Annotated in this window: 20 protein-coding genes and 1 pseudogene; 11 read left to right on the top strand and 10 right to left on the bottom strand. The window is 72.9% G+C overall.

Annotation, left to right across the window (positions count from 1 at the left end):
* Nucleotides 1–11 precede the first annotated feature (11 nt).
* Nucleotides 12–629: an MSMEG_1061 family FMN-dependent PPOX-type flavoprotein gene (locus CLV56_RS13715; protein ID WP_039346991.1), complete on the top strand. Its 618-nt coding sequence runs from the start codon at nt 12–14 to the stop codon at nt 627–629.
* Between the two features lie 107 nt (nt 630–736).
* Here CLV56_RS13715 and CLV56_RS13710 read toward each other — a convergent pair whose 3' ends face one another.
* The 6 genes from CLV56_RS13710 to CLV56_RS13685 all read right to left on the bottom strand — a co-directional run bounded on the left by CLV56_RS13710 (nt 737) and on the right by CLV56_RS13685 (nt 5,886).
* Entirely contained in the window at nt 737–1,735 is a 999-nt protein-coding gene (locus CLV56_RS13710) for an esterase/lipase family protein (RefSeq protein WP_100414968.1), read from the bottom strand.
* Between the two features lie 118 nt (nt 1,736–1,853).
* Nucleotides 1,854–2,351, bottom strand: coding sequence for a 5-(carboxyamino)imidazole ribonucleotide mutase (purE, locus tag CLV56_RS13705; protein WP_039346989.1), 498 nt, complete (start codon nt 2,349–2,351; stop codon nt 1,854–1,856).
* Nucleotides 2,348–3,553, bottom strand: coding sequence for a 5-(carboxyamino)imidazole ribonucleotide synthase (locus tag CLV56_RS13700; RefSeq protein ID WP_100414967.1), 1,206 nt, complete (start codon nt 3,551–3,553; stop codon nt 2,348–2,350). The genes purE and CLV56_RS13700 overlap by 4 nt, the downstream gene beginning before the upstream one ends.
* 19 nt (nt 3,554–3,572) lie before the next feature.
* The gene (locus CLV56_RS13695; RefSeq protein ID WP_039346987.1) at nt 3,573–4,547 is read right to left on the bottom strand and encodes an adenylate/guanylate cyclase domain-containing protein; all 975 of its coding nucleotides are present in this window, start codon (nt 4,545–4,547) and stop codon (nt 3,573–3,575) included.
* A gap of 1 nt (nt 4,548) precedes the next feature.
* Nucleotides 4,549–5,052: a PH domain-containing protein gene (locus tag CLV56_RS13690; RefSeq protein WP_039346984.1), complete on the bottom strand. Its 504-nt coding sequence runs from the start codon at nt 5,050–5,052 to the stop codon at nt 4,549–4,551.
* Between the two features lie 12 nt (nt 5,053–5,064).
* Nucleotides 5,065–5,886 carry a biotin--[acetyl-CoA-carboxylase] ligase gene (locus CLV56_RS13685; RefSeq protein ID WP_245857827.1) on the bottom strand — a complete coding sequence of 274 codons (822 nt, stop codon included), beginning with the start codon at nt 5,884–5,886 and terminating at the stop codon, nt 5,065–5,067.
* Between the two features lie 121 nt (nt 5,887–6,007).
* Here CLV56_RS13685 and CLV56_RS13680 point away from each other — a divergent pair.
* A pseudogene (locus CLV56_RS13680) lies at nt 6,008–6,615 on the top strand (Maf family protein); the annotation flags it as partial.
* Here CLV56_RS13680 and CLV56_RS13675 read toward each other — a convergent pair.
* Nucleotides 6,611–7,903 (bottom strand): endonuclease/exonuclease/phosphatase family protein, encoded by a 1,293-nt coding sequence (locus CLV56_RS13675; RefSeq protein ID WP_039346980.1) that lies wholly within the window; start codon nt 7,901–7,903, stop codon nt 6,611–6,613. The pseudogene CLV56_RS13680 and the gene CLV56_RS13675 overlap by 5 nt on opposite strands.
* A 121-nt stretch (nt 7,904–8,024) precedes the next feature.
* On the opposite strand from CLV56_RS13675, the gene CLV56_RS20640 reads away from it, so the two are divergent.
* Nucleotides 8,025–8,192, top strand: coding sequence for a hypothetical protein (locus CLV56_RS20640; RefSeq protein WP_157805164.1), 168 nt, complete (start codon nt 8,025–8,027; stop codon nt 8,190–8,192).
* Nucleotides 8,193–8,196: 4 nt separating this feature from the next.
* Here CLV56_RS20640 and CLV56_RS13670 read toward each other — a convergent pair whose 3' ends face one another.
* Both CLV56_RS13670 and CLV56_RS13665 read right to left on the bottom strand, forming a co-directional pair.
* A complete protein-coding gene (locus CLV56_RS13670) occupies nt 8,197–8,769 on the bottom strand; it encodes a GNAT family N-acetyltransferase (RefSeq protein WP_100414965.1) in 573 nt (190 codons plus the stop codon).
* 83 nt (nt 8,770–8,852) lie between these two features.
* Complete coding sequence (locus CLV56_RS13665; RefSeq protein ID WP_039346973.1) at nt 8,853–10,373, bottom strand: PucR family transcriptional regulator; 1,521 nt, start codon at nt 10,371–10,373, stop codon at nt 8,853–8,855.
* Between the two features lie 149 nt (nt 10,374–10,522).
* Between CLV56_RS13665 and CLV56_RS13660 the strand changes: the two genes are divergently transcribed.
* From CLV56_RS13660 to CLV56_RS13640, 5 genes are read left to right on the top strand one after another with little or no spacing between them, the layout of a single operon-like run.
* Entirely contained in the window at nt 10,523–11,602 is a 1,080-nt protein-coding gene (locus tag CLV56_RS13660; RefSeq protein WP_039347069.1) for a BMP family protein, read from the top strand.
* The gene (locus CLV56_RS13655; RefSeq protein ID WP_100414964.1) at nt 11,599–13,197 is read left to right on the top strand and encodes an ABC transporter ATP-binding protein; all 1,599 of its coding nucleotides are present in this window, start codon (nt 11,599–11,601) and stop codon (nt 13,195–13,197) included. The genes CLV56_RS13660 and CLV56_RS13655 overlap by 4 nt, the downstream gene beginning before the upstream one ends.
* Nucleotides 13,197–14,306: an ABC transporter permease gene (locus tag CLV56_RS13650; protein ID WP_100414963.1), complete on the top strand. Its 1,110-nt coding sequence runs from the start codon at nt 13,197–13,199 to the stop codon at nt 14,304–14,306. Before CLV56_RS13655 ends, CLV56_RS13650 begins: the two co-directional genes overlap by 1 nt.
* Entirely contained in the window at nt 14,303–15,202 is a 900-nt protein-coding gene (locus CLV56_RS13645; RefSeq protein ID WP_039346971.1) for an ABC transporter permease, read from the top strand. The genes CLV56_RS13650 and CLV56_RS13645 overlap by 4 nt, the downstream gene beginning before the upstream one ends.
* Before the next feature lie 53 nt (nt 15,203–15,255).
* Complete coding sequence (locus CLV56_RS13640; protein ID WP_039346968.1) at nt 15,256–15,717, top strand: nucleoside deaminase; 462 nt, start codon at nt 15,256–15,258, stop codon at nt 15,715–15,717.
* A gap of 85 nt (nt 15,718–15,802) precedes the next feature.
* On the opposite strand, the gene CLV56_RS13635 is transcribed toward CLV56_RS13640, so the two are convergent.
* Nucleotides 15,803–16,972: an acyl-CoA dehydrogenase family protein gene (locus CLV56_RS13635; RefSeq protein WP_039346966.1), complete on the bottom strand. Its 1,170-nt coding sequence runs from the start codon at nt 16,970–16,972 to the stop codon at nt 15,803–15,805.
* Between the two features lie 129 nt (nt 16,973–17,101).
* Here CLV56_RS13635 and CLV56_RS13625 point away from each other — a divergent pair, with 129 nt between their 5' ends.
* From CLV56_RS13625 to CLV56_RS13615, 3 genes are read left to right on the top strand one after another with little or no spacing between them, the layout of a single operon-like run.
* On the top strand, nt 17,102–18,541 hold the full coding sequence (locus CLV56_RS13625) for a hypothetical protein (protein WP_157805163.1): 1,440 nt from the start codon (nt 17,102–17,104) through the stop codon (nt 18,539–18,541).
* Nucleotides 18,538–19,209 (top strand): hypothetical protein, encoded by a 672-nt coding sequence (locus tag CLV56_RS13620; RefSeq protein WP_039346962.1) that lies wholly within the window; start codon nt 18,538–18,540, stop codon nt 19,207–19,209. Before CLV56_RS13625 ends, CLV56_RS13620 begins: the two co-directional genes overlap by 4 nt.
* Nucleotides 19,206–20,414 carry a hypothetical protein gene (locus CLV56_RS13615; RefSeq protein ID WP_039346960.1) on the top strand — a complete coding sequence of 403 codons (1,209 nt, stop codon included), beginning with the start codon at nt 19,206–19,208 and terminating at the stop codon, nt 20,412–20,414. Before CLV56_RS13620 ends, CLV56_RS13615 begins: the two co-directional genes overlap by 4 nt.
* Nucleotides 20,415–20,431 lie beyond the last annotated feature (17 nt).

Genomic DNA, 20,431 nt, shown 5'->3' with positions numbered 1-20,431 from the left:
GGAGACGCCGCATGCCCACCGAGATCACCAGCATCGACGAGCTGCGCACGCTCGTCGGGGAGCCGACGCCGATGGTCCGCGACAAGGTCCGCGAGACGCTGAGCCCCGACCAGACCGCGTGGATCGCCCGCTCGCCGTTCTGCCTGGTCGCGACCTCAGACGCCGACGGCCGCTGCGACGTGTCCCCGAAGGGCGACCCCGTCGGGATGGCCCACGTGGTCGACGAGAAGACCGTCCTCGTCCCCGAGCGTCCCGGCAACCGGCGCGTCGACGGGTTCGCGAACGTGCTCCAGAACCCGCACGTCGGACTGCTCTTCCTCGTACCGGGCCGCGGCGACACGCTGCGCGTCAACGGCACCGCCCGGCTGCTGACCGACGTCGACGAGCCGGCGCTGGAGGTCAAGGGACACCGGCCGACGCTCGTCCTCGAGGTCACCGTCGAGGAGACCTTCTTCCACTGCGCGAAGGCGTTCCTGCGCTCCAAGCTGTGGGAGCCCGAGACCTGGGAGCCCGACGCGCTCCCCCCGCGGGCCCGGATCGCGAAGCGCGAGTGGCCCGACGTGCCGCTGGCCGACCTCGAGAAGCGGTACGGCTCGGCCTACGGCGACAACCTGTACGTCGCGGGCTGAGGCCCGAGGGCTCGATCGGGCTCGCGCCTCGCCCGCCTCGACCACCGGAACCCCTCGCGTACAGCAGCGTCGGGACCCCGGAGGCATGGGGTCCCGACGCCGTCCGATCAGCCGACCAGCTGCGTGTTGCCGAAGATCGGGGCCTGCGCGAAGCACCAGATCCGGTGCTGGTCGCTCGGATCGAGCTTGTTCAGGACGATCTGCGCGACGTTCTTCGAGTACGCGATGGACAGGTGCTCGCTCTTGTCGATCGAGCACACGTCCTGCAGGTGGATGTTGTCGACCTGCGGGCCGCCGCCGTTGATGAACGCCTGACGCCACGGCGTCACGACCTCGTCGTACTGGGTGGCGATCACCGTGTACTTGATGCCGGGCACGGTCTCACCGTTGCCGTTGACCTGCTGGTAGAACGGCGACTGGGGCTCGGGGCTCTTGTCGGCCTGCTGCTGCGCCGCCGGCATCTTCACCAGCTCGAGCAGATCCATCGCCAGTCCGAACAACCGCAGCGTCTTGCCGAGCTCGGTGATGCCCGACAGCGTGGTCGCATGGTTCGACGGTGCGAGCCCGATCACCTGGTTGACCTTGCTCGGCGCGATCAGGTTCGCGTAGTAGCGGGCGATCGCACCGCCCTGGGAGTGCCCGATGAGGTCGACCTTCGAGGCACCCGTGGACGCGAGCACGCGGTCGACGAACGGGGCGATCTGGTTGGCGCTGACGATCATGTCGTCCGTGCCGTTCAGGAACTTCAGACCGGTGGTGTTGCCGTAGTTCAGGGCGTAGACGCAGTAGCCCTGGTCCTCGAGGATCGGGCTGAGGCCGTTCCAGTTGCCGTAGGCGTTCTCCCACGTGCCGTGCACGAGCACGACCGGGTTCGGGTGCTTGCTGCTGGGGTCGCAGCCCCAGTCGTTGGCCCCCATCGGGTTCTTGTCCGGCTGGAGGATCGACTTGCCGTAGGCGGCGGGGAACGACGAGTCCTCGCCCAGCGGCGCGTAGCGGATGTCGTGCGGCCAGGGCTTGACCCAGGCGGCGTTGGCCTGGGCGGGGATCAGCGCAGCGACGAACAGCACCGTCGTCAGCGCCGCGAGCAGGCGGAGTGCGGTCTTCATGATGTGCGGACCTCGTGACGTTGGGGGTCGACGCCCGCACCGGACCGGCGGCCCGACGAGAGAGGGAGGCGTCCGTACCGGAGAGTAACGTGACGCCCGTCACGATGTAAACACCGTGTCACTCGCGGTTACGGACCCGCTCCCCCTTCGTGCGCGCCGCCTCCGCGAGCCGCCCCTGGAAGTCCACCATGGCCTCCCGCAGCACCGGGTCGGAGGCCGCCAGGATCCGGACCGCGAGCAGACCGGCGTTGCGGGCGTTGCCGATCGAGACCGTCGCGACCGGCACACCGGCCGGCATCTGCACGATCGACAGCAGCGAGTCCATCCCGTCGAGGTGCTTGAGCGCCACCGGGACCCCGACCACCGGGAGCGGCGTGACCGCGGCGAGCATCCCCGGCAGGTGCGCGGCACCACCGGCCCCCGCGATGATCACCTCGAGCCCGCGCACGTGCGCGTCGCGGCCGTACGCCAGCATCTCGTCCGGCATCCGGTGGGCGGAGACCACGTCGGCCTCGAACGCGACCCCGAACTCCTCCAACGCGACCGCCGCCGCCTCCATCGTCGGCCAGTCCGAGTCCGACCCCATCACGATCCCGACCCGCGGTGTCGCACTCATCGCGCTCCCTGCCCTTCGTGCTCGTCATGCTCGGCCTCGTCGTCCAGACGGCCCTCGAACCACGCGGCAGCATGGCGAGCACGCTCCCGTACGTCGTCGAGGTCGTCGCCGTACGCGGTGACGTGACCGACCTTGCGGCCCGGCTTGACGGCCTTGCCGTACAGGTGGACCTTCAGCTCCGGGTCGCGCGCCATCACGTGCGGGTAGGCGTCGTACAGGTGCCCGACGTCACCGCCGAGGACGTTCACCATCACCGTCCAGCGTGCGCGCGGCTTCGGCGAGCCGAGGGGCAGGTCGAGCACCGCACGCAGGTGGTTCTCGAACTGCCCGGTCACCGCACCGTCCATCGACCAGTGCCCGGTGTTGTGCGGGCGCATCGCCAGCTCGTTGACCAGCACCCGTCCGTCGGCGGTCTCGAACAGCTCGACCGCCAGGAGTCCCACGACGTCGAGCTCGCCCGCGATCCGCATCGCGAGCATCTCCACGGCCGCGGCGGCCTCGTCGGACAGCCCCGGCGCCGGCGCGGTGACCTCCCGGCAGATGCCGTTCTCCTGGACGGACTCGACCACCGGGTACGCGGCGACCTGCCCGGACGCCGATCGGGCGACCAGCGCCGAGAGCTCGCGCACGAAGTCGACCTTCTCCTCGGCGATCACGGGCACCCCGGACGCGAACGCCTCGGCCACCTCCGGCGCGTCCGGTCCGTCGACGACCCACACGCCCTTGCCGTCGTAGCCGCCGCGGGTGGTCTTCAGGACGACCGGGAACCCGCCCACCTGCTCGGCGGCTCGGGCGACGTCGGCGGCGTCGACCACCGGGGACCACCGCGGGTTCGGGCCACCGAGCTCCCAGATCCGCTCGCGCATCGCCTGCTTGTCCTGGGCGAAGATCAGCGCGTGCGGCCCCGGACGACACGCGTGTCCGGCCGCGTCGAGCGCGCGGAGGTGCTCCGGCGGCACGTGCTCGTGGTCGAAGGTCACGACCGCGCACCCCTCGACGACGCCCTCGAGCGTCGCGAGGTCGCGGTAGTCGCCGACCGTCGTGTCGGGGTTGACCTGGGCGGCGCTGACGTCGGGCCCCTCGGCGAGGAGCCGGACGCCGACCGCGAGGGAGACCGCCGCCTGCTCCATCATCCGGGCGAGCTGGCCGCCTCCGACGATCGCGAGCGAGGGGGCGTCGATCGGGCTGCTCACGCCCGACATCGTATCGGCCGCCGCCGGCTCAGCCGTTGTACGCCCAGCGGTGCCGCACGACCAGCGGCTCGACGTTGCCGAAGCCTCGCAGGTGCCGCTGCGCCATCGCGCGGGTCTCGAACCGGTCCGACAGCCCGGCGGCGGTGGTCTCGTCGATGATCACGCGGTTGCGCCGCGCGACCGCGGTCAGACGCGCCGCCAGGTTGACCGGCGGGCCGTACACGTCACCGAGACGCGAGATCACCGACCCCGTGCCGATCCCCACGCGCACGTCGGGAAGGTTGCGGTCGCGCCCGATGTCCGCGACGATCGCGAACCCGATGTCCACGCCCATCTCCGGCCCGTCCGCGACGAACAGGACGGAGTCGCCGAGCGTCTTGATCGGTCGTCCGCCCGCCTGGGTGACGACATCGATGCACCGGCTCTCGAACTGCTCCACGAGATCGGCCAGACCGTCGTCCGCCAGGTCGTTCGAGAGCGCGGTGAAGGCCACCAGGTCGGCGAACCCGACCGTCATGGTCTGGTGCAGCAGGTCCTCCTCGTCGGCGGCGAGCGCCTGCGCGCGGCTGGCCGACGCGGCCAGGTGGCGGCGCCACGCGTACACCAGGAGACGCTCGAAGACCGGACCCATCGCCTCGGCCACGTCCTTGCCGCTGCGCGTCCAGCGCTCCGGACCCGCGGCGCTGTCCTCGCGCCGCTCCAGCAGCTCCGCGATGGTCGAGATCTGCCACTCCGCCAGCCGCGACATCGTCGACCCCAGCGCCCGGGTCAGCCGGACCACGGTGTCGTCGTCGACCAGCCCCGACCCGACCACCGCGCTCACGGTCTGCAGGGCGTCGACGTCGGCGGGCACGAACGCCTTGGTGTCGCCGGAGTCGGGGAACCCGAGGGCACGCCACAGCCTGCGCGCCTCCTCGTACGAGATCCCGGCCGCGGCGGCCACCTCGTCGCTGGTGAAGGTCGGCTCCGCGCCCATGATGGCGCGCGTCAGCTCGTCGGCCACGTCAGATCCGCTCGTCGCTCTCGGAGTCGGGGTGGTGGGCGCTGAAGACCAGCGTGGTCAGCTGCCGGTGCACGTCCTCGACCTGGGGGACGTCGACGATCTTCATCCCCTCCTGCTCGCTCGCGTCGTGGACGATCAGGGTCCCGCAGCCGAGGATCCGGTCGGACAGGTGCTTCTCGTACGCCACGTCGTTGATCCGGCTGAGCGGGATGATCCGGCCGGAGCGGGTCAGCAGACCGGTCTGCTCGATCAGCCGCTTGTTCGTGATCGTGTACGTCGTGGTCAGCCACCGCAGGAACGGCAGCAGCACCCACCACAGCAGGATCAGGACCGCGACGACGATCACGACGAGGCGGACGGTGCCGGAGGTGACGGCCGAGGTGAACCCGGCGGCACCCGCGATCAGGATGAGCACGACGAACGGGACGAGCAGCGCCTTCACGTGCGTGCGGACGGTGAGGACTTCGCGCTCCCCCTCGATCAGGAGCTTGCTGGAGACGGCCACAGGGTCATCGTGTCACGTCCGGGGTCGCAGGTGGACCACGTCGCCTGCGCTGACAGGGCTGACCCGGCCCGCGGCGGCGATCTCGACGCGACCGCCGGTGTCGATCCCCACCGCGTCGCCCTCGAGGGTCGAGCCGTCGGCGAACGTCGCACGGACCGGTCGCCCGACCGTCGCGCTCACCGCGAGGTACGCGTCGCGCAGCCCGGCGGCCGGGTCCCCGCCGGCGGCCGCCCAGCCGGCGTAGCGCCGCTCGAGCGCGCTCGCGTAGGCGACCAGCAGCGTCGTGCGGTCGGTGCTGGTCGCGCCGAGGTCGGCGAGCGAGACCGCGGTCGGGACCCCGATCTCGTCAGCCCGGACGGTCACGTTGATCCCGCACCCGACGACGGCCGCCGGACCGCTCGGCGTCTCGACCCGCTCGAGCAGGATGCCGGCGATCTTGCGGTCGTCGGCGGCGACCACGTCGTTCGGCCACTTCAGCAGGACGTCCACGCCGACGTCGGCCAGCGCGTCGACGACGGCGACGCCCGTGAGCAGCGGGAGCCACGTCCATCGCTCGGCCGGAACGTCCGGGCGCAGCAGCACCGAGGTCGCGAGTGCGGACCCCCACGGGGTCTCCCAGCCACGGTCGAGGCGTCCCCTGCCGGCGGTCTGGTGATCGGTCGAGACCAGCGTCCCCTCCGGCGCCCCCGCCGCGGCGAGGGCGCGCAGATCGGCGTTGGTGCTGGCCGACTCCGCGACGATCCGGACGTCACGCCACCACGAGCCGGGCGTACGGAGGGCGGCTGCGACCGCCTCGGCGTCGAGCGGGCTGCGGTCGTGCGCGTCGTCGGTCACGCTGCTCAGCGTGTCACACCCCGCCCTGCGCGACGCACGACGATGCATCGGGCGGCCGGGCCGGGTCGAGCGGCGGCGACGGCCGGCGGGTCGGGGTGCGACGATCGTCTAGCCTGGCCGCGTGCGGATCGTCCTCGCCTCCCAGTCCCCCGCCCGGCTCGCGACCCTGCGCGCCGCGGGCATCGAGCCCGAGGTCGTCGTCTCCGGCGTCGACGAGTCGCTCGTGGTCTCCGACGACGCGTCCGTGCTCGCGACACAGCTCGCGCGCCTGAAGGCCCGCGCGGTCGCGCACCGGCTCAAGGACGACGACGCGCTCGTGATCGGGTGCGACTCGGTGCTCGCGTTCGACGGCGCGATCCTCGGCAAGCCCGGCGACGCCGACGTCGCACGCGAGCGCTGGCGGGCGATGCGGGGCCGGTCGGGCGTCCTGCACACCGGCCACTCCGCGCGGATGGGTCAGCACGAGGTCGCCGAGTCGGCCGCGACCACCGTGCACTTCGCCGACGTGACCGACGCGGAGATCGACGCGTACGTCGCGAGCGGGGAGCCCCTGGCGGTCGCGGGCGCGTTCACGATCGACGGGCTCGGCGGTGCGTTCGTGGAGCGGATCGAGGGCGACCACCACAACGTGGTCGGCCTGTCGCTGCCGCTGCTGCGCCGGATGCTCGCGCGGCTCGACGTCGCGTGGACCGACCTGTGGACCGCCGGCCGCTAGGCGGGCGGATCAGCGGCGCGGCGACGCGACGTCGATCCAGACCAGGCGGTGGTCGCTGCTCGGGAACGGGAAGGTCCCGACCGGCAGGAACGCGGGGTCCGAGCTGAGCGGCCAGTGCACACCCGCGTCGAGGACCCTCATCCCCTTGCGCGGCAGCACGTAGTCGGCCCGCAGGTTGCCGGGCGCGCCGTCGGCGAAGTCGGCGGTGTCGTACGCCGGGTCGCCGACGTGGTCCGCGTTGGCGCCGCCCTGGAGCGCGGCCTGCTCCACGCCGCCCTCGCTCGACGGGGTCGCGCGGGAGTCGACCAGCGGGTGGTCCAGCAGCTGCTGCGCCGAGCCGTCGATGCTGTCGCCGTCGAAGGGGTCGGAGTTCTGGTCGCCTGCGATCACGAACCGCTCCCCCGGCTTCAGGCCTCCGTACACGCCGTCGTCGTCGTAGATGTAGGCGCCGGCCTTCTTGCCGGGACCCACGTAGTCGGCCCAGAACCGGATCTCGTCGTGGTTGCGCCGACCGTTCCAGTCGACCGCCGGGTCGTCGAACGTCGGCGGGGTGGGGTGGCTCGCGAGCAGGTGCACGGTCTCGCGCCCGATCCGGACCGGCACGTCCCAGTGGCTCTTCGACGACAGCCGGAACGAGTCGAGCTCCGGCCCCGGCGAGTACCAGTCCGCGGGCTCCGGCGTGCTCGGGTCGTCCGGCAGCAGCGCGCCTGGCATGTCCTTCCACCGGAAGAGCTGGAACGTCCGGACGGATTCGGTGTCGATCGGGTAGCGGGACAGGACCGCCATCCCGTACTGACCCGGGAACAGCCCGAAGCCGTGGGCGTCGTCGCCGCCGCCGACCACGCCGTTGTTGTTGTAGTCGAAGCCCGACGGGACGCCGGTGTTCGAGGGGGCGATGAACGAGTAGCGGTACGTGATCGGCCGCTGACCGTCCTGCCCGACCTCGAGGTAGTTCTCCTGGAAGTCGGCGAGCGCCTGCGGGTCGTAGTCGAACTCGTTGAGCAGCAGCACGTCCGGGCGCGTCGTCTGGATGATCTGTGCGACGGCCGCCGGCTGCGCGCTGCCGGGCGAGGCCAGCTCGGCACCGAGCGCACCCTCGGTGGCGCGGTTCAGCGACGCGTTGAAGGTCGCGAACCGGACCGGGTCCTTCGTGTGACCGTGCCCGCCGTGGCCGTGACCCTTCCCGCCGCGGTGGTGGTCGCCGGGGCGACCCTGGCCCGCGTACGCGGCGGTGGAGCTGAGCGCGGCGGTCGCGACCAGACCGGCGGCGGCGAGTGTGGCGGTGACGGTGGTCCTGCGCATGCGAGCTCCTCGGGGTCGGTCCACGACCTCACCATCCTGGCGCAATCCGCGTCGGCTGTGGTGAACGATGGTTCGCGGGCGCGCGAACACCGAGCGACGCACACGGCGCGCGGCGCGATCGGTGACCGGGCGCATGGGCGGCGCGGACCGGCTCACGGGTGAGCACGACCACCGGGCGCGCCTGGTCGAGGTGCGCGATGTGGATGTCCCGCATCAGGCATCGATCGCGACGGTGGCGGCCCATGTCGTCGAAGTCGTCGTAGTCGCCGGGCTCCTCGAGGATGCGTAACTCGTCACAGCCGTCGCACCATCTCCACCTCGCGACCGCCGTCGGGGCGCGGGTCGGCGATCGACTCCCCCGTGAGCACGAAGCCGTGCCGGCGGTAGAACGCGATCGCGCGCGGGTTGCGCTCGTGGACGTGCAGGTGGAGCGCGTCCAGACCCTGCTCGTCGCGGACCCACGCGCAGATCGCCTCGAGCAGCGCCGGGCCGACCGGCCCGCCCCGCGCCTCGGGTGCGACCCAGACGCCGACGAGGTTCGCACGTCGATCACCACCCGTGCCTGCGATCGGGCCGAGGTAGTCCGGCGGCCCGTCGGTGACGAAGCACAGCATGGTCGCGACCCACCGGTCGGGCAGGACCTCCTCGCCGCCGGCCGTCCAGCGCGCGACGAGATGGAGCGCGTCCGGCTCCAGGTTGCGCCGGACCCGGTCCCGCCAGCCGGCCTCGTCACGCTCGAGCGCGTCCTCCAGCGGCTCGAGGAAGGCCAGCGGGAAGTCGCGGATCGACCGCACCCGGATGTCGCGCACGCGCGCCCACTCGTCGGTGCGCGGACGGTGCAGGTCGTACGCAGGTCCCTCGGCCATGCGGCAGTCGTACCACCGCCCGGTGCCCCGACGCGATCAGTTTGGCCGAGCGTGGTTTGCGTCGCGGTCCGGCGTGCCCGGGCTCACGCCCGGTTGCCCGCCGAGCTGCGCAGCCGCCAGCTCAGGAGCGCGAGATCGAGGGCGGTCCGCCGCTGCCGGTCGTCGAGGTCGAGCCCTCCGAGCAGCCGCGTGATCCGCTCCAGCCGGCCGTAGAGCGTCTGCCTCCGGATACCGAGCGACCGGGCTGCGCCGGACTTCGACAGCCCGGCCTCGAGATAGGCGTCCAGCGTCGCCATCAGGTCTGCCCCCTGCCGGGCGTCCTCCTCGAGCAGCGCCCCCAGCTGCTCGTCGATGAAGCGCTCCAGCTCTGGGTCGGCGACGACCGCCGACAGCAGCCGGTAGACCCCCAGGTCGCTGGCCAGCACGACCCGCGACCCGAGACCCAGCCCGCGGGCGAGCCCGGCGGCCTCGCGTGCGCCGGGCAGGGAGCGGACCAGGCCGGCGACGTCACGTACGGCCGGGCCCGCGGCGAGCCGGACCACGCTGCCGCCGACGGTCGCGGCGAGCTCGGCGTCGATCGCGTCGGCGAGCTCGTCGAGCCGCGCCCGCAGGTCGCCCGGCCGCACGGTCGCTGCCACGAGCACCTCGCCGTCGACGTCGGCGACCAGGCACGGCCCGAGGGTGTCGCGGGCGGCCTCGGTGATCGCGGCGACCCCCGTGCCGGCCGTCGTCAGCGTCGTCACGTGCACGCACAGCCCGAGCGCCCGTGCACCCGACCGCACGGCGAAGCCCACCGCCGCGGCGCGCTCGGCGATCCGCGAGCTCGAGAGGTAGCGACCGGCAGCGATGTCGCGGAGCAGCTCGCCCCGAGCCTGGGGCGCGGACTGGGAGCCACGCGACGCCTGCGCGAGGCTCACCGCGATCGCGTTGGCGCACAGCACGGCGTCCTCACGGGTCGTCGGCGACGCGGGCGCGCCGACGACCAGCCGTGCCCACGCCGGGCTCCCGACGTCGACGGCGAACGACTCCGCAGCCGCGCCGCCGACGTCCCCACCGGCGATCAGGTCGCCGTCGAGGCTGTGCACCGCCGCCGGCGCCCCGAGCAGGTCGGTGATCTCGGCCAGGAGGTCGCGGGTCGCCGAGCCCGCGGCCAGCGCGCGCTCCAGGCGGGAGGAGACGTCGCGGGCACGGCGCAGCGCCACCACCTCGGCGTCGAGGAGCAGCGGATGGACCGTCTCGGTCACCTCGATGAACGGGACGACGCCGTGGAGGAGGATCAGCGGGAGCCCGTGCTGCTGCGCGACCTCCCGAAGCTCGCGCGGGGCCCGGGGAAACGTCCGCCCCAGCTCGAGCAGGAGCGCAGCCACGCCTTGGCGCGCGAGCGCACGGACGTACTGCCCCATCGCCGCCGCCGACAGGCCGACCAGGCCGAGCCCGGTGGTCAGGAGCACCTCGCCGCCCCTGAGCAGCGGGGAGATCTCGTAGATCTCCGAGGTGTGCACCCATCGGACGGGCCGCCGGTCGAGATCGTCCCCGACGACGACCTCCGGGCGAGCGGGTGCCATGACGGGATGGTCGAGCAGGTCCTGCACCGTGAACGCCACGAGGTCGACCCTGCCGCAGACGGCGTTCCCACGGGAGACAGTTCGTCCAGTCGTTACCGATACGAAATGACGAACTGTCCCTTGCCGGAGCAGGCACCTCACGCTTGACTGCGCAGGACACGATCAGCCCGACCACCTCGGAGAACCGCATGCGCCAGCCCTTCTCGCCTCGAGCAGCACGCCGTACGCTCCGCCGCGTCCGCACCACCGCGGCCGTCGCCGCGAGCAGCCTCGCCCTCCTCGCGCTCGCGGCCTGCGGCGGGAGCACGGGTGAGGAGTCCGAGACCGCGGACGGCGACGCACCCCTCGTGTACGGCGTGTTCGCGACGCCGTTGGAGGAGCCGTGGGACGGCGCCATCCACGCCGCTCTCGCCGAGGCGGCCGACGAGGGGGAGATCCGGTACCAGCACGTCGACAACCTCTCCACGGCTGACGCGATGGAGCGCGCGCTCCGCGACATCGCCGAGAACGAGCAGCCGGACGCGATCGTCGGCGACGCCTTCGCCGCCGAGGACGCCGTACGCGCGGTCGCGGCCGACTACCCCGACATCGTGTTCGCGTTCGGGTCGGGCGGGAAGCCGCAGGAGCCGAACTTCAGCGTGTTCGACAACTGGCTGCAGGACCCGGCGTACCTGGCGGGCATGCTCGCCGGCGGCCTGACCGAGTCCGACACCATCGGCGTCGTCGGCGCCATGCCGATCCCGGAGGTGAACCGGATCGTGAACGCGTTCATCGCCGGCGCGACCGAGACCAACCCCGACGCGACCGTGAAGGTCTCGTTCATCAACACGTTCTTCGACCCCGCCGCCGCGAAGCAGGCTGCGCAGGCGCACCTGTCCGCCGGGGCGGACGTGCTGTTCGCCGAGCGCGACGGTGTGATCGCGGCCGCCGAGGAGGCCGACGTGCCGGCGATCGGGATGATGGTCGACCAGGAGGAGGAGGCGCCGGGGCACGTCGCCACGTCGCTGATCTGGCACATGCGCCCGACCGTCGACGCCGTGGTCGCCCAGGTCTCCGACGGCGCGGAGGCGGTGGACCTCGGCGAGTACTCGTTCATGAAGGTCGGCGGCTCCGAGCTCGCCGAGCTCAACACCGACATCGTCGGCGGCATCCCGGACGACCTCGTCGCGGCCGTCGAGGACAAGGAGGCGCAGATCATGGACGGAAGCTTCGTCACCCCGGTCGACGAGACCACCCCCGCGGGGTCGGTCGACGCCGGCGGGAAGTGACGGACGGAACGTCGCCCGGGCTCGATACCCCCGCGAGCGCGGGCGACCCCCCGTACCTGCAGCTGCAGGGCGTCACCAAGCAGTACGGCTCGCTGGTCGCGAACGACGACGTGAGCCTGTCGGTCGGCCGTGGCGAGGTCGTCGGGCTGCTCGGCGAGAACGGCGCCGGCAAGTCCACTCTGATGAAGGTCGCGTACGGGCTGGTGCGGCCCGACACGGGCACGCTGAGCCTCGACGGGCGGCCGCGCACGCTCGGGTCGCCCCGCGAGGCACGAGCCGCCGGCATCGGGATCGTCACCCAGGAGTTCTCCCTCGTGGAGACGATGACCGTCACCGAGAACGTGGCGCTGGCCACGATGCCGCTCGGGCGCGTCGACCTCGCCGCTGCGCGGGCGCGCGTGCTGTCGACGCTGGACGAGACCGGTGTCGACCTCGACCCGGACGCCCCGGTCGAGGCGCTGTCGATCGGCGAGCGCCAACGCGTCGAGATCGTCAAGGCCCTGGTGCACGAGTGCCGGATCCTGATCCTCGACGAACCGACCGCCGTTCTGGTCCCCCAGGACGTGGAGGCGCTGTTCTCCACCGTCACCCGGTTGCGGTCGGCGGGCCTCGGCGTCCTCTTCGTCTCCCACAAGCTCCGCGAGGTCGAGCGGATCTGCGACCGCGTCGTCGTGCTGCGTCGCGGCCGCGTCGTCGCCGAGCGACCGATCGGCGACGTCGACGCTCGCACGCTGGCCGCGCTCATGATGGGCGACGCCGAGCCGCCGTCGACGGCCGCCGCCGGCGCCCTCGGCGCGACCGACGAGCCGGCTCCGGAAGAGCAGCCCCACGCTGCCCGGCAGGACGGCCCGGCGCGGCCGCGGCTGGCCGTCGCCGACCTCACGCTGGTGCGGTCCGGTCGACGGGTGCTCGACGACGTGGCGCTCGAGGTCGGACCGGGCGAGATCCTGGGAGTCGCCGGCGTCTCCGGCAACGGCCAGACCGAGCTGCTGGAGGCGCTCGCCGGCACGGCGACCCCGTCGGGGGGCCGGATCGAGCTCGACGGACACGACATCACCGGCGCGGACGTCCCGGCCCGGCTGGAGCGCGGGCTCGGCCGGCTCACCGAGGACCGCAGGGCCAGCGTCGTCGGCACGATGACCGTCGAGGACAACCTCGTGCTCGAGGACCTCGCCAGGTTCACTCGCCGCGCCGGGCTGCTCGACCGCGGCGCTGTCCGGGCCCACGCGGAGGAGCTGATCGCGCGGTACGCGATCAGGGCGCGTCCCACCGACCGGGTCGCCACGTTGTCCGGCGGGAACATGCAGAAGGTCCTGCTCGCCCGGGCGCTCGCCCGGCGGCCCCGCGTCCTCCTCGCCGCACAGCCCACCCGTGGGCTCGACGTCGGCGCCTACGCCTACGTCCACGAGCAGCTCCTCGCCCTGCGAAACGAGGGCACCGGGGTGCTGCTGATCTCGGAGGACCTCGACGAGCTGCTCGCGCTCGCCGACCGCCTGGTCGTGCTGCTGCGCGGCCGCGTCGTCGGTGCGCTGGACCGCGCTGACGCGACCCCGCAGCGCCTCGGCCTGCTGATGACGGGCGGGGAGGCGGCATGATGCCCGTGCGGATCGCACTCCGCGACACCCCGCCGCGCTGGACCGCTGCGGCCGCCGTCGCCGTCGCCGTCGTGCTCACCCTGGCCCTGACCGCCGTCCCGATCCGGCTGGCCGGTGCGAACCCGCCGGCGGCGTTCGAGCGGTACCTGCTGACTCCGCTGACCTCGGGTCACGGCCTCCAGGAGGTGCTGCTCACCGCGACCCCGCTGATCTTCACCGGCATCGCGGTGGCGATCGCGTTCCGCGCGGGCTACTGGAACATCGGCGCCGAGGGCCAGTTCCTCGCCGGGACCGTCGGCACGACCGCCGTCGGGCTCTGGTTGGCCGACCTGCCCGCCGCGATCGCGCTCCCCCTGGGCCTGCTCGCGGGTGCCGCCGGCGGGACCGCGTGGGCCCTGCTCCCCGCGTGGCTGCGTCGTCGCGGTGGGATCGACGAGGTGGTGACCACGCTGCTGCTCAACCCCGTCGCCCTGCTCGTGGTGCAGGGCCTGCTGAACGGCCCGTGGCGCAACTCCGAGAGCGGCTTCACCGACTCCGACCGCGTCGGGGCGGGGTACGACCTCGGACCGATCCTGCCCGGCGGCCGGGTCCACTGGGGCTTCGCGATCGCGCTCGTCGTCGCCGCGGTGGCCTGGGTGGTCACCACCAGGACGGCGACCGGCCTGCGGATCCGCGCGTGCGGCCAGTCGCCGAAGGCGGCCGCGTTCAGCGGGATCGCGGTCGACCGGATCCAGTGGCGGTGCGCCCTCGCCTCGGGTGCGGTCGCCGGGCTCGGCGGGGCGTCGCAGGTGATGGGCGTGCAGCACCAGCTCACCGCCACGATCAGCGACGGCTACGGCTACACCGGGATCGTGGTGGCGACGCTCGGCGGGCTGAGCGCTCTCGGCGTCGTCGCTGTCGCGCTGCTGCTGGGCGACGTCACCGTCGGTGCGCAGAACGTCTCCCTCGTCCTGCAGGTGCCGACCCAGCTCGGCGACGTGTTCAGCGCCCTCCTGCTGCTCCTCGTGCTGGCGTGCCTGGCCGGACGACGCTACCGCCTGGTCCGCCGGCCGCCGCCTCGTACGGCTGACGGTGCGCCGCCCCGTACGGAGAGGAGGGAACGCTCGTGAGCATCAACCTGCTGGCCCTGGTCGGGGCGACCCTGACGATCGCGACCCCGCTGGTCTGGGCCGGGATCGGCGAGCTGGTCGTCGAGCGGTCCGGCGTGCTGCACCTCGGGATCGAGGGGGTGATGTACGCCGGCGCGTTCGTCGGGTTCGTCGCGGCGCTGGAGTCGGGGTCGCCCTGGGTGGGCCTGGGCGCCGCCGTCGTCGGCGGGATGGTCTGCGGGGCTCTGATGGCGCTGCTGACCGTCGGGCTCGGTCTCAACCAGCACGTCTCCGGCATCGGACTGACGCTGCTCCTGATCGCGGTCTGCGAGTTCTCCGCCCGGCTGCGCTACGCCGGTGAGCGGCCGCGGCTGGCCGAGAAGTTCAGCACGCTCACCGACGCGAACCCGGTGGTCGCGCAGTACGGCCTCACCTACGTCGCGTTCCTCGCGCTGGCGCCGGCGGCATGGTGGGTGCTGCGCTCGACCGGCGCCGGCTTCCGGCTCCGGGCCGTCGGCGAGAGCTTCGAGGCGGCCGACGTCGCGGGCATCTCGGTCCGGTGGACCCGGACCTGGGCGCTGGTGGTGGGCAGCGCGTTGATGGCGGTCGGCGGTGCGTTCCTGACGCTCGCCGTGCTCGGCAGCTTCACGATCGACATCATCAACGGCCGCGGCTGGGTCTGCGTGGCGCTGGTGATCTTCGCGCGCTGGCGGGTCTGGCCCGTCGTCGGCGGCGCGCTCGTGTTCGCCGCGACCGACGCCCTCCAGCTGCAGCTCGCGATCACGTCGGCCTTCGCCGACGTCCCGCGGGAGCTGATGCTCGCCCTCCCGTACCTCGCGGTGATCGCCGCGCTCGCGGTCTGGGGCCGCGCCGTGTGCTACCCCGCCACCTACCTGCGCCCGTACGAGCGCGGGTGAGCCCGGTACGGCCTCAGCACCGACCGGCCCGAGTCCTGAACGAAGGAGATCCCATGTCACGACCGAGCGACCACGACCTGCTCGCGCTGGCGCGCGCCGAGGCCGAGCGCGGACGGGACGAGGGCGGCATCCCGATCGGCGCCGCCCTGATCGCCGCGGACGGGACGGTGCTCGCCGTCGGGCACAACCGTCGCGTGCAGCAGGGCAGCGCGATCCGGCACGGCGAGACCGACTGCCTGGAGAACGCCGGACGCCTGCCCGCATCGGTCTACGCCGGCGCGACGATGGTGACCACGCTGTCCCCGTGCGACATGTGCACCGGCGCGATCCTGCTGTACGGGATCCCGCGGGTGGTCGTCGGCGAGAACACCACGTTCTACGGCGGCGAGGACCTGCTGCGCGAGCGGGGTGTGGAGCTGGTCGTGCTCGACGACCCGGCGTGCCTCGCGCTGATGACCGACTTCGTCGCCTCGAACCCGAGCCTGTGGAACGAGGACATCGGGGTCGAGGACTGACCGCGCTCGCGATGTGACGCGTTCGCCACCGAATCGTGTCGTGCAGACGGTGGAGAACGCGTCGAATCGGGGGCGCGAGCGGAGGCTACTCGACCGGGAGGCCGAGGCCGCGTGCGATCAGCATCCGCTGGACCTCCGACGTGCCTTCGCCGATCTCGAGGATCTTCGCGTCACGGTAGAAGCGCGCGACCGGATACTCCTCCATGAACCCGTACCCGCCGAAGACCTGGGTCGCGATCCGGGTCGCGGTGACGGCCTGCTCGGAGGTGTACAGCTTCGCGACCGCGGCGGCCTGGGTGAGCTCGGGGCCGGTCACACCGGCATCCTTCATCGCCGCCGCCTCGTAGACCAGCGCACGCGCTGCGCGGGCGGCGACGGCGAGGTCGGCGACCTGGAACGCGACCCCCTGCTTGCGCCCGATCGGAGCACCGAACGTGGTCCGCTCGGTCGCGTACCCGCGCGCCATCTCCAGGCACGCCTCGATGCAGCCGAGCGCGAGCGCGGCGATCGCGATCCGACCGTCGACGAGCGTCGCGAGGAACTGCGCGTACCCGCGACCCCGCGTCCCGAGCAGGTTGGCGGCCGGGACGCGGACCGAGTCGAAGGTCAGCGGGTGGGTGTCGGAGATGTGCCAGCCGAGCTTGTCGTAGGCCGGCTCGACGGTGAACCCCGGCGTGCCGGACGGCACGACGATCGTCGAGATCTCCGCGGAGCCGTCGTCGCGCGTGCCCGTACGGGCCGTCACGGTGACGAGGGAGGTGATCGCCGAGCCGGAGTTGGTGATGAACTGCTTCGCGCCGTCGACGACCCACTCGTCACCGTCGAGCACGGCGCGGGTCTTCGTCGCACCGGCGTCCGACCCCGCACCCGGCTCCGTGAGCCCGAACCCGGCCAGCGCCCGTCCTGCGACCAGGTCCGGCAGCCACGCCTGCTTCTGCTCGTCGGTCCCGAACGTGAGGATCGGGTTGATCCCGAGACCGACCGCGGCCTCCAGCGTGATGCCGATCGACTGGTCGACCCGGCCGAGCTCCTCGATCGCCACGCACAGGCTCGTGAAGTCGCCGCCGGCACCGCCGTACTCCTCGGGCGCCGTCAGGCCGAACAGCCCCAGCTCGCCCATCCTCGCGACCAGCTCGACCGGGAAGTGGTGGTCCCGGTCCCACTGCGCGACGTGAGGAGCGATCTCGGCCCGGGCGAAGTCGCGGACGACCCCGCGGAAGGCCTCGTGGTCGTCGGAGAGGAAGGAGTACGCCATGCCCGCGATGTTAACAGTCATTAACCTGACCGCCCAGCGTCCCGCTCGGCACAGCCGCACCCTAGAATCGTTGCGCGCCGCCATCACCTTGCTCGGCCGCGTCCCCCACCGTGCGACCGAGGAACCGTCGTGACCCAGCACCCCCCGCAGCGCCGTACGGTCGGCTGGTCTCGACGGGCTCGACCGGCGGGGATGCGGGCTCGACGGGCGGGGGTGCGGGCTCGACGGGCGGGGGTGCGGGCTCGACCGGCGGGGGTGCTTCTCGTGCTCCTCGCCGCCCTGCTGCTCGCAGCGGGGGCGGCCGCGAGCGCGACGACCTCGCCCGACGACCCCGACGGCACGCTGCGTCACAACGACCTGCCGGTCCCGACCAGCATCGACGAGATCGCCGAGCGGCTGGGCGACGACCCGATCCTCGTCGAGTCCGTGCTCGGCAACGGCGCCACGGCGCAGGCCCGCGACCGCATCCGCGCGGTCACGGACCAGTCCACCCTCGACGTCCCGGTCTACGTGGTGATGACCGCGCTGGTCCCCGCCCTGAACGAGTCCGACCCGGCGGGCGACCTCGCGATCCGGCTCCACTCGCGCCTCGGCGACGGCGTCTACGTCGTCGCGCTCTCCGAGGGTGTGATCGGGCTCGAGGCGTGGGGCGTGCCCGACGAGCTCGGCCTCAGCGCGGCCCGCTACGACGCGCTGGAGGCGGGGCATCGGTACGTCGACAGCGAACGAGGCCTGTCCACCCCCGCGATCGTGGAGATGATGGCCACCATCGCCGCGGCCGGCCCGCCCTGGGCGTACGACGACGCGACGGTCGAGCAGATCGCGAGCGACCCTGCGAACTGGCGCCCCGACACCGACCGCAGCGACGACACCGACGGCGCCCGTACCCCGGGCGGACGCGCGATGCTCGCGACCGTCGCGTTCCTGGGGACCTTCCTCCTCGGTCTGCGTCTCGTGCTGTGGGCGCGTTCTCGTGGCGGCAGCGCGATCCCCGCCACCGGCCCGACCGTCACCGACCACGCGAACCTCCGCGCGACCGCCGAGTCCGCGCTCGACCGCCTGGTCACCCGGCTGCGCCGCGTCCCCAGCTCCGAGCGCGCCGACGCCGCGCTGCACGACCGGGCCGCCGCCGAGACGCTCCTCGCCGCCGTCGACGGACCGGACCGCCTCGCGCCGGACGACAAGGACGGCACGCGGCACCTGGTCGGCGTCCTCGTCCTGGCTCGGGCCGGGCTCCACGAGCTCGACGACCGCCGGCGCGGCAGCGACCCGGGGCCGTACCGCCCGTGCTTCTTCAATCCCCTGCACGGTCGCGCGACGGCGACGATCGACTTCGGGCGCGGCGGCTCCGCGCTCGCCGTCCACGCTTGCACGAGCTGCCGCCACGCGATCGCGCGGGATCGCACACCGTCTGCGTTCGTCGGTGGACCGACCGGTCTCCTCGGCGGCCGCCCCCAGCCGTACTACACCGAGGACGGGCTGTTCGCCGACACGGCGTACGGCTCGACGGGCACGGACTTCGCCTCGGACGTCATCGCCGCCGCGGGCCGGAAGGAGCGGTCGCGATGAGCGTGCTCGCACGTCTCACCTGGGTGATCGTGGTCGCCGGCCTCGCCGCGCTGGCCGCGGTCGGAGCCGTCCGTCTGCTCGGCGTGCCGTTGCCCGGCTACGAGCCTCCGCCCCCGGGCGACGTCGCGTCGGCGGCGATCGAGACCCTGCCCGAGGACCACCTCTACATCGTGCCCGAGATGGCGGGCGTGCTGTCCGACGAGGAGCGCGCGGCGGTGAGCGCCGCGGCGGCCGCGTCCGACCCCGCCGTCTTCATCACGATCATCAACGAGTCGAGCGAGTCGGGCTGGTTCATCCCGCACGACCTCCGCGACCAGATCATGGTGGGCGTCGACCTCCCCGGCCAGTACCTCGTCTGGGACGGCACCACGTACGGGACGTCCGGCACGCTCGGCGGCAACCTGGGCTACATCGACACCGACCTGACCGGCAAGAACGACGCCGCTCTCCTGCGCTACGTCGACGCCGTCGACTCCACGACCCTCGAACCCGCCGACGAGTTCGACTACTGGGGCGGACTCGGCGGCGGCATCACGGCGGGACTGCTGATGGTCCTCTGCGCGTACCCGGCCCTGATGCTGGTCGTCGGCATCGTCCGCGTCATCGCCGGACGGTCGTTCCTGCTGCCGGGGCGCTGGCGCACCCTGGTCACCGGGCGGTCGGCATGAGCGGCGCACCCGCGGACCTGGACGCGATCTGGGCCTCGCTGTCCGAGTCCGGGGTGTACGTCGACCCGTCGATGCGAAGCCAGGTCTCGCAGGCGGAGGAGTCGCAGATCGCCCAGAACATCGCCCGCGCCGACGAGCCGATGTACGTGGTGGCCTACCCGCTGGACTACGGCGACGAGTTCGGCGGGCGCGTCGACGACCTGCTCGCGACCCTGCACGACCACAACCCGGAGCCGGGGCTCTACCTCGGCGCCGACCCCGGCTTCTCCGAGCCCCGGACCGAGGCGAAGTCCTGGGACACCACGACGATGGACGAGTACCTCGGCTACCAGGCCGGGTTCGCGGCCGAGGCGGACAATCCCGGCGACGTCGGCGCCCAGCTCGTCGACGCGACCGCGATGCTCGCCGACGGCACCGTCACCGAGAGGTACGACGCGGCGTGGGCGGACTACCAGGCGAGCAGCGAGTCCTCCACGTCGACCGGCTCGTCCTCGTCCTACGACGACGGCGGTGGCGCTGCCGTCGGCGTGTCGATCTCGGTCGCCGTCGTCGCGGTCCTCGTCGCCGGCGCTCTGGTCTGGCGGCTGAGGTCCAAGCGCAAGCCCGCGAACAGCGGGGGCAGCACGTTCGCGCTGCCCGACTCGGTGCTGAACCGCGTGCGGGCCGCGCACGACGAGCAGCTCACCCGGCGGGCCGACGCGGACCTGCTGGCGCTCGGGGAGGCGATCGACGAAGCCGAGATGTCGTCGGACACGGCCACGTGGCGCGCGGTGCTGGACCACTACGACGCTGCCCGCCGGGTCCGCGGCGGCGACGACCGCAACCCCCGGACGCCGACCGACGTGCTCGACATCGTCGGGGTCGTCGTGCTCGTCGCCCGCGGCCACGACGCGCTGGCCTCGGCCGCTGACGGCCGGCCGTACGTCCCCTCCACGCCCTGCTTCCTGAACCCGCTGCACGCCCGTGCCACCGGGAAGGTGACGCTCAAGGGACGCTCGGAGAGAGTCGACGTGCCGGTCTGCCCCGCCTGCCGGAGCGACCTCAAGCAGGGGCGCACCCCCGACACGCTCGACGTCGTCGTCCGCGGCGAGCCGGTGCACTACTTCGACAGCGGCCGCGAGCCCTGGGCGTCGAGCGGGTACGGGGCGCTGAAGCCCGACCTCGTCACCCAGGTGCACGCGATCAAGCGCTGGTCGCGCCGCTAGCGTCGGTGGCGGCACCG

Origin of the sequence: Mumia flava (assembly GCF_002797495.1) — a bacterium.
Taxonomy (GTDB): Bacteria; Actinomycetota; Actinomycetes; order Propionibacteriales; family Nocardioidaceae; genus Mumia; species Mumia flava.
The sequence above is the reverse complement of the archived record's forward strand: the minus strand, read 5'-3'. Positions and strand labels throughout refer to the sequence as shown.

Coding starts and splice junctions, on each gene's coding strand:
- CLV56_RS13620 (WP_039346962.1), top strand. CDS start 18,538: ATGAGCGTGCTCGCACGTCTCACCTGGGTGATCGTGGTCGCCGGCCTC.
- CLV56_RS13660 (WP_039347069.1), top strand. CDS start 10,523: ATGCGCCAGCCCTTCTCGCCTCGAGCAGCACGCCGTACGCTCCGCCGC.
- CLV56_RS13710 (WP_100414968.1), bottom strand. CDS start 1,735: ATGAAGACCGCACTCCGCCTGCTCGCGGCGCTGACGACGGTGCTGTTC.
- CLV56_RS13640 (WP_039346968.1), top strand. CDS start 15,256: ATGTCACGACCGAGCGACCACGACCTGCTCGCGCTGGCGCGCGCCGAG.
- CLV56_RS13700 (WP_100414967.1), bottom strand. CDS start 3,553: ATGTCGGGCGTGAGCAGCCCGATCGACGCCCCCTCGCTCGCGATCGTC.
- CLV56_RS13715 (WP_039346991.1), top strand. CDS start 12: ATGCCCACCGAGATCACCAGCATCGACGAGCTGCGCACGCTCGTCGGG.
- CLV56_RS13615 (WP_039346960.1), top strand. CDS start 19,206: ATGAGCGGCGCACCCGCGGACCTGGACGCGATCTGGGCCTCGCTGTCC.
- CLV56_RS13635 (WP_039346966.1), bottom strand. CDS start 16,972: ATGGCGTACTCCTTCCTCTCCGACGACCACGAGGCCTTCCGCGGGGTC.
- CLV56_RS13650 (WP_100414963.1), top strand. CDS start 13,197: ATGCCCGTGCGGATCGCACTCCGCGACACCCCGCCGCGCTGGACCGCT.
- CLV56_RS13675 (WP_039346980.1), bottom strand. CDS start 7,903: ATGCGCAGGACCACCGTCACCGCCACACTCGCCGCCGCCGGTCTGGTC.
- CLV56_RS13670 (WP_100414965.1), bottom strand. CDS start 8,769: ATGGCCGAGGGACCTGCGTACGACCTGCACCGTCCGCGCACCGACGAG.
- purE (WP_039346989.1), bottom strand. CDS start 2,351: ATGAGTGCGACACCGCGGGTCGGGATCGTGATGGGGTCGGACTCGGAC.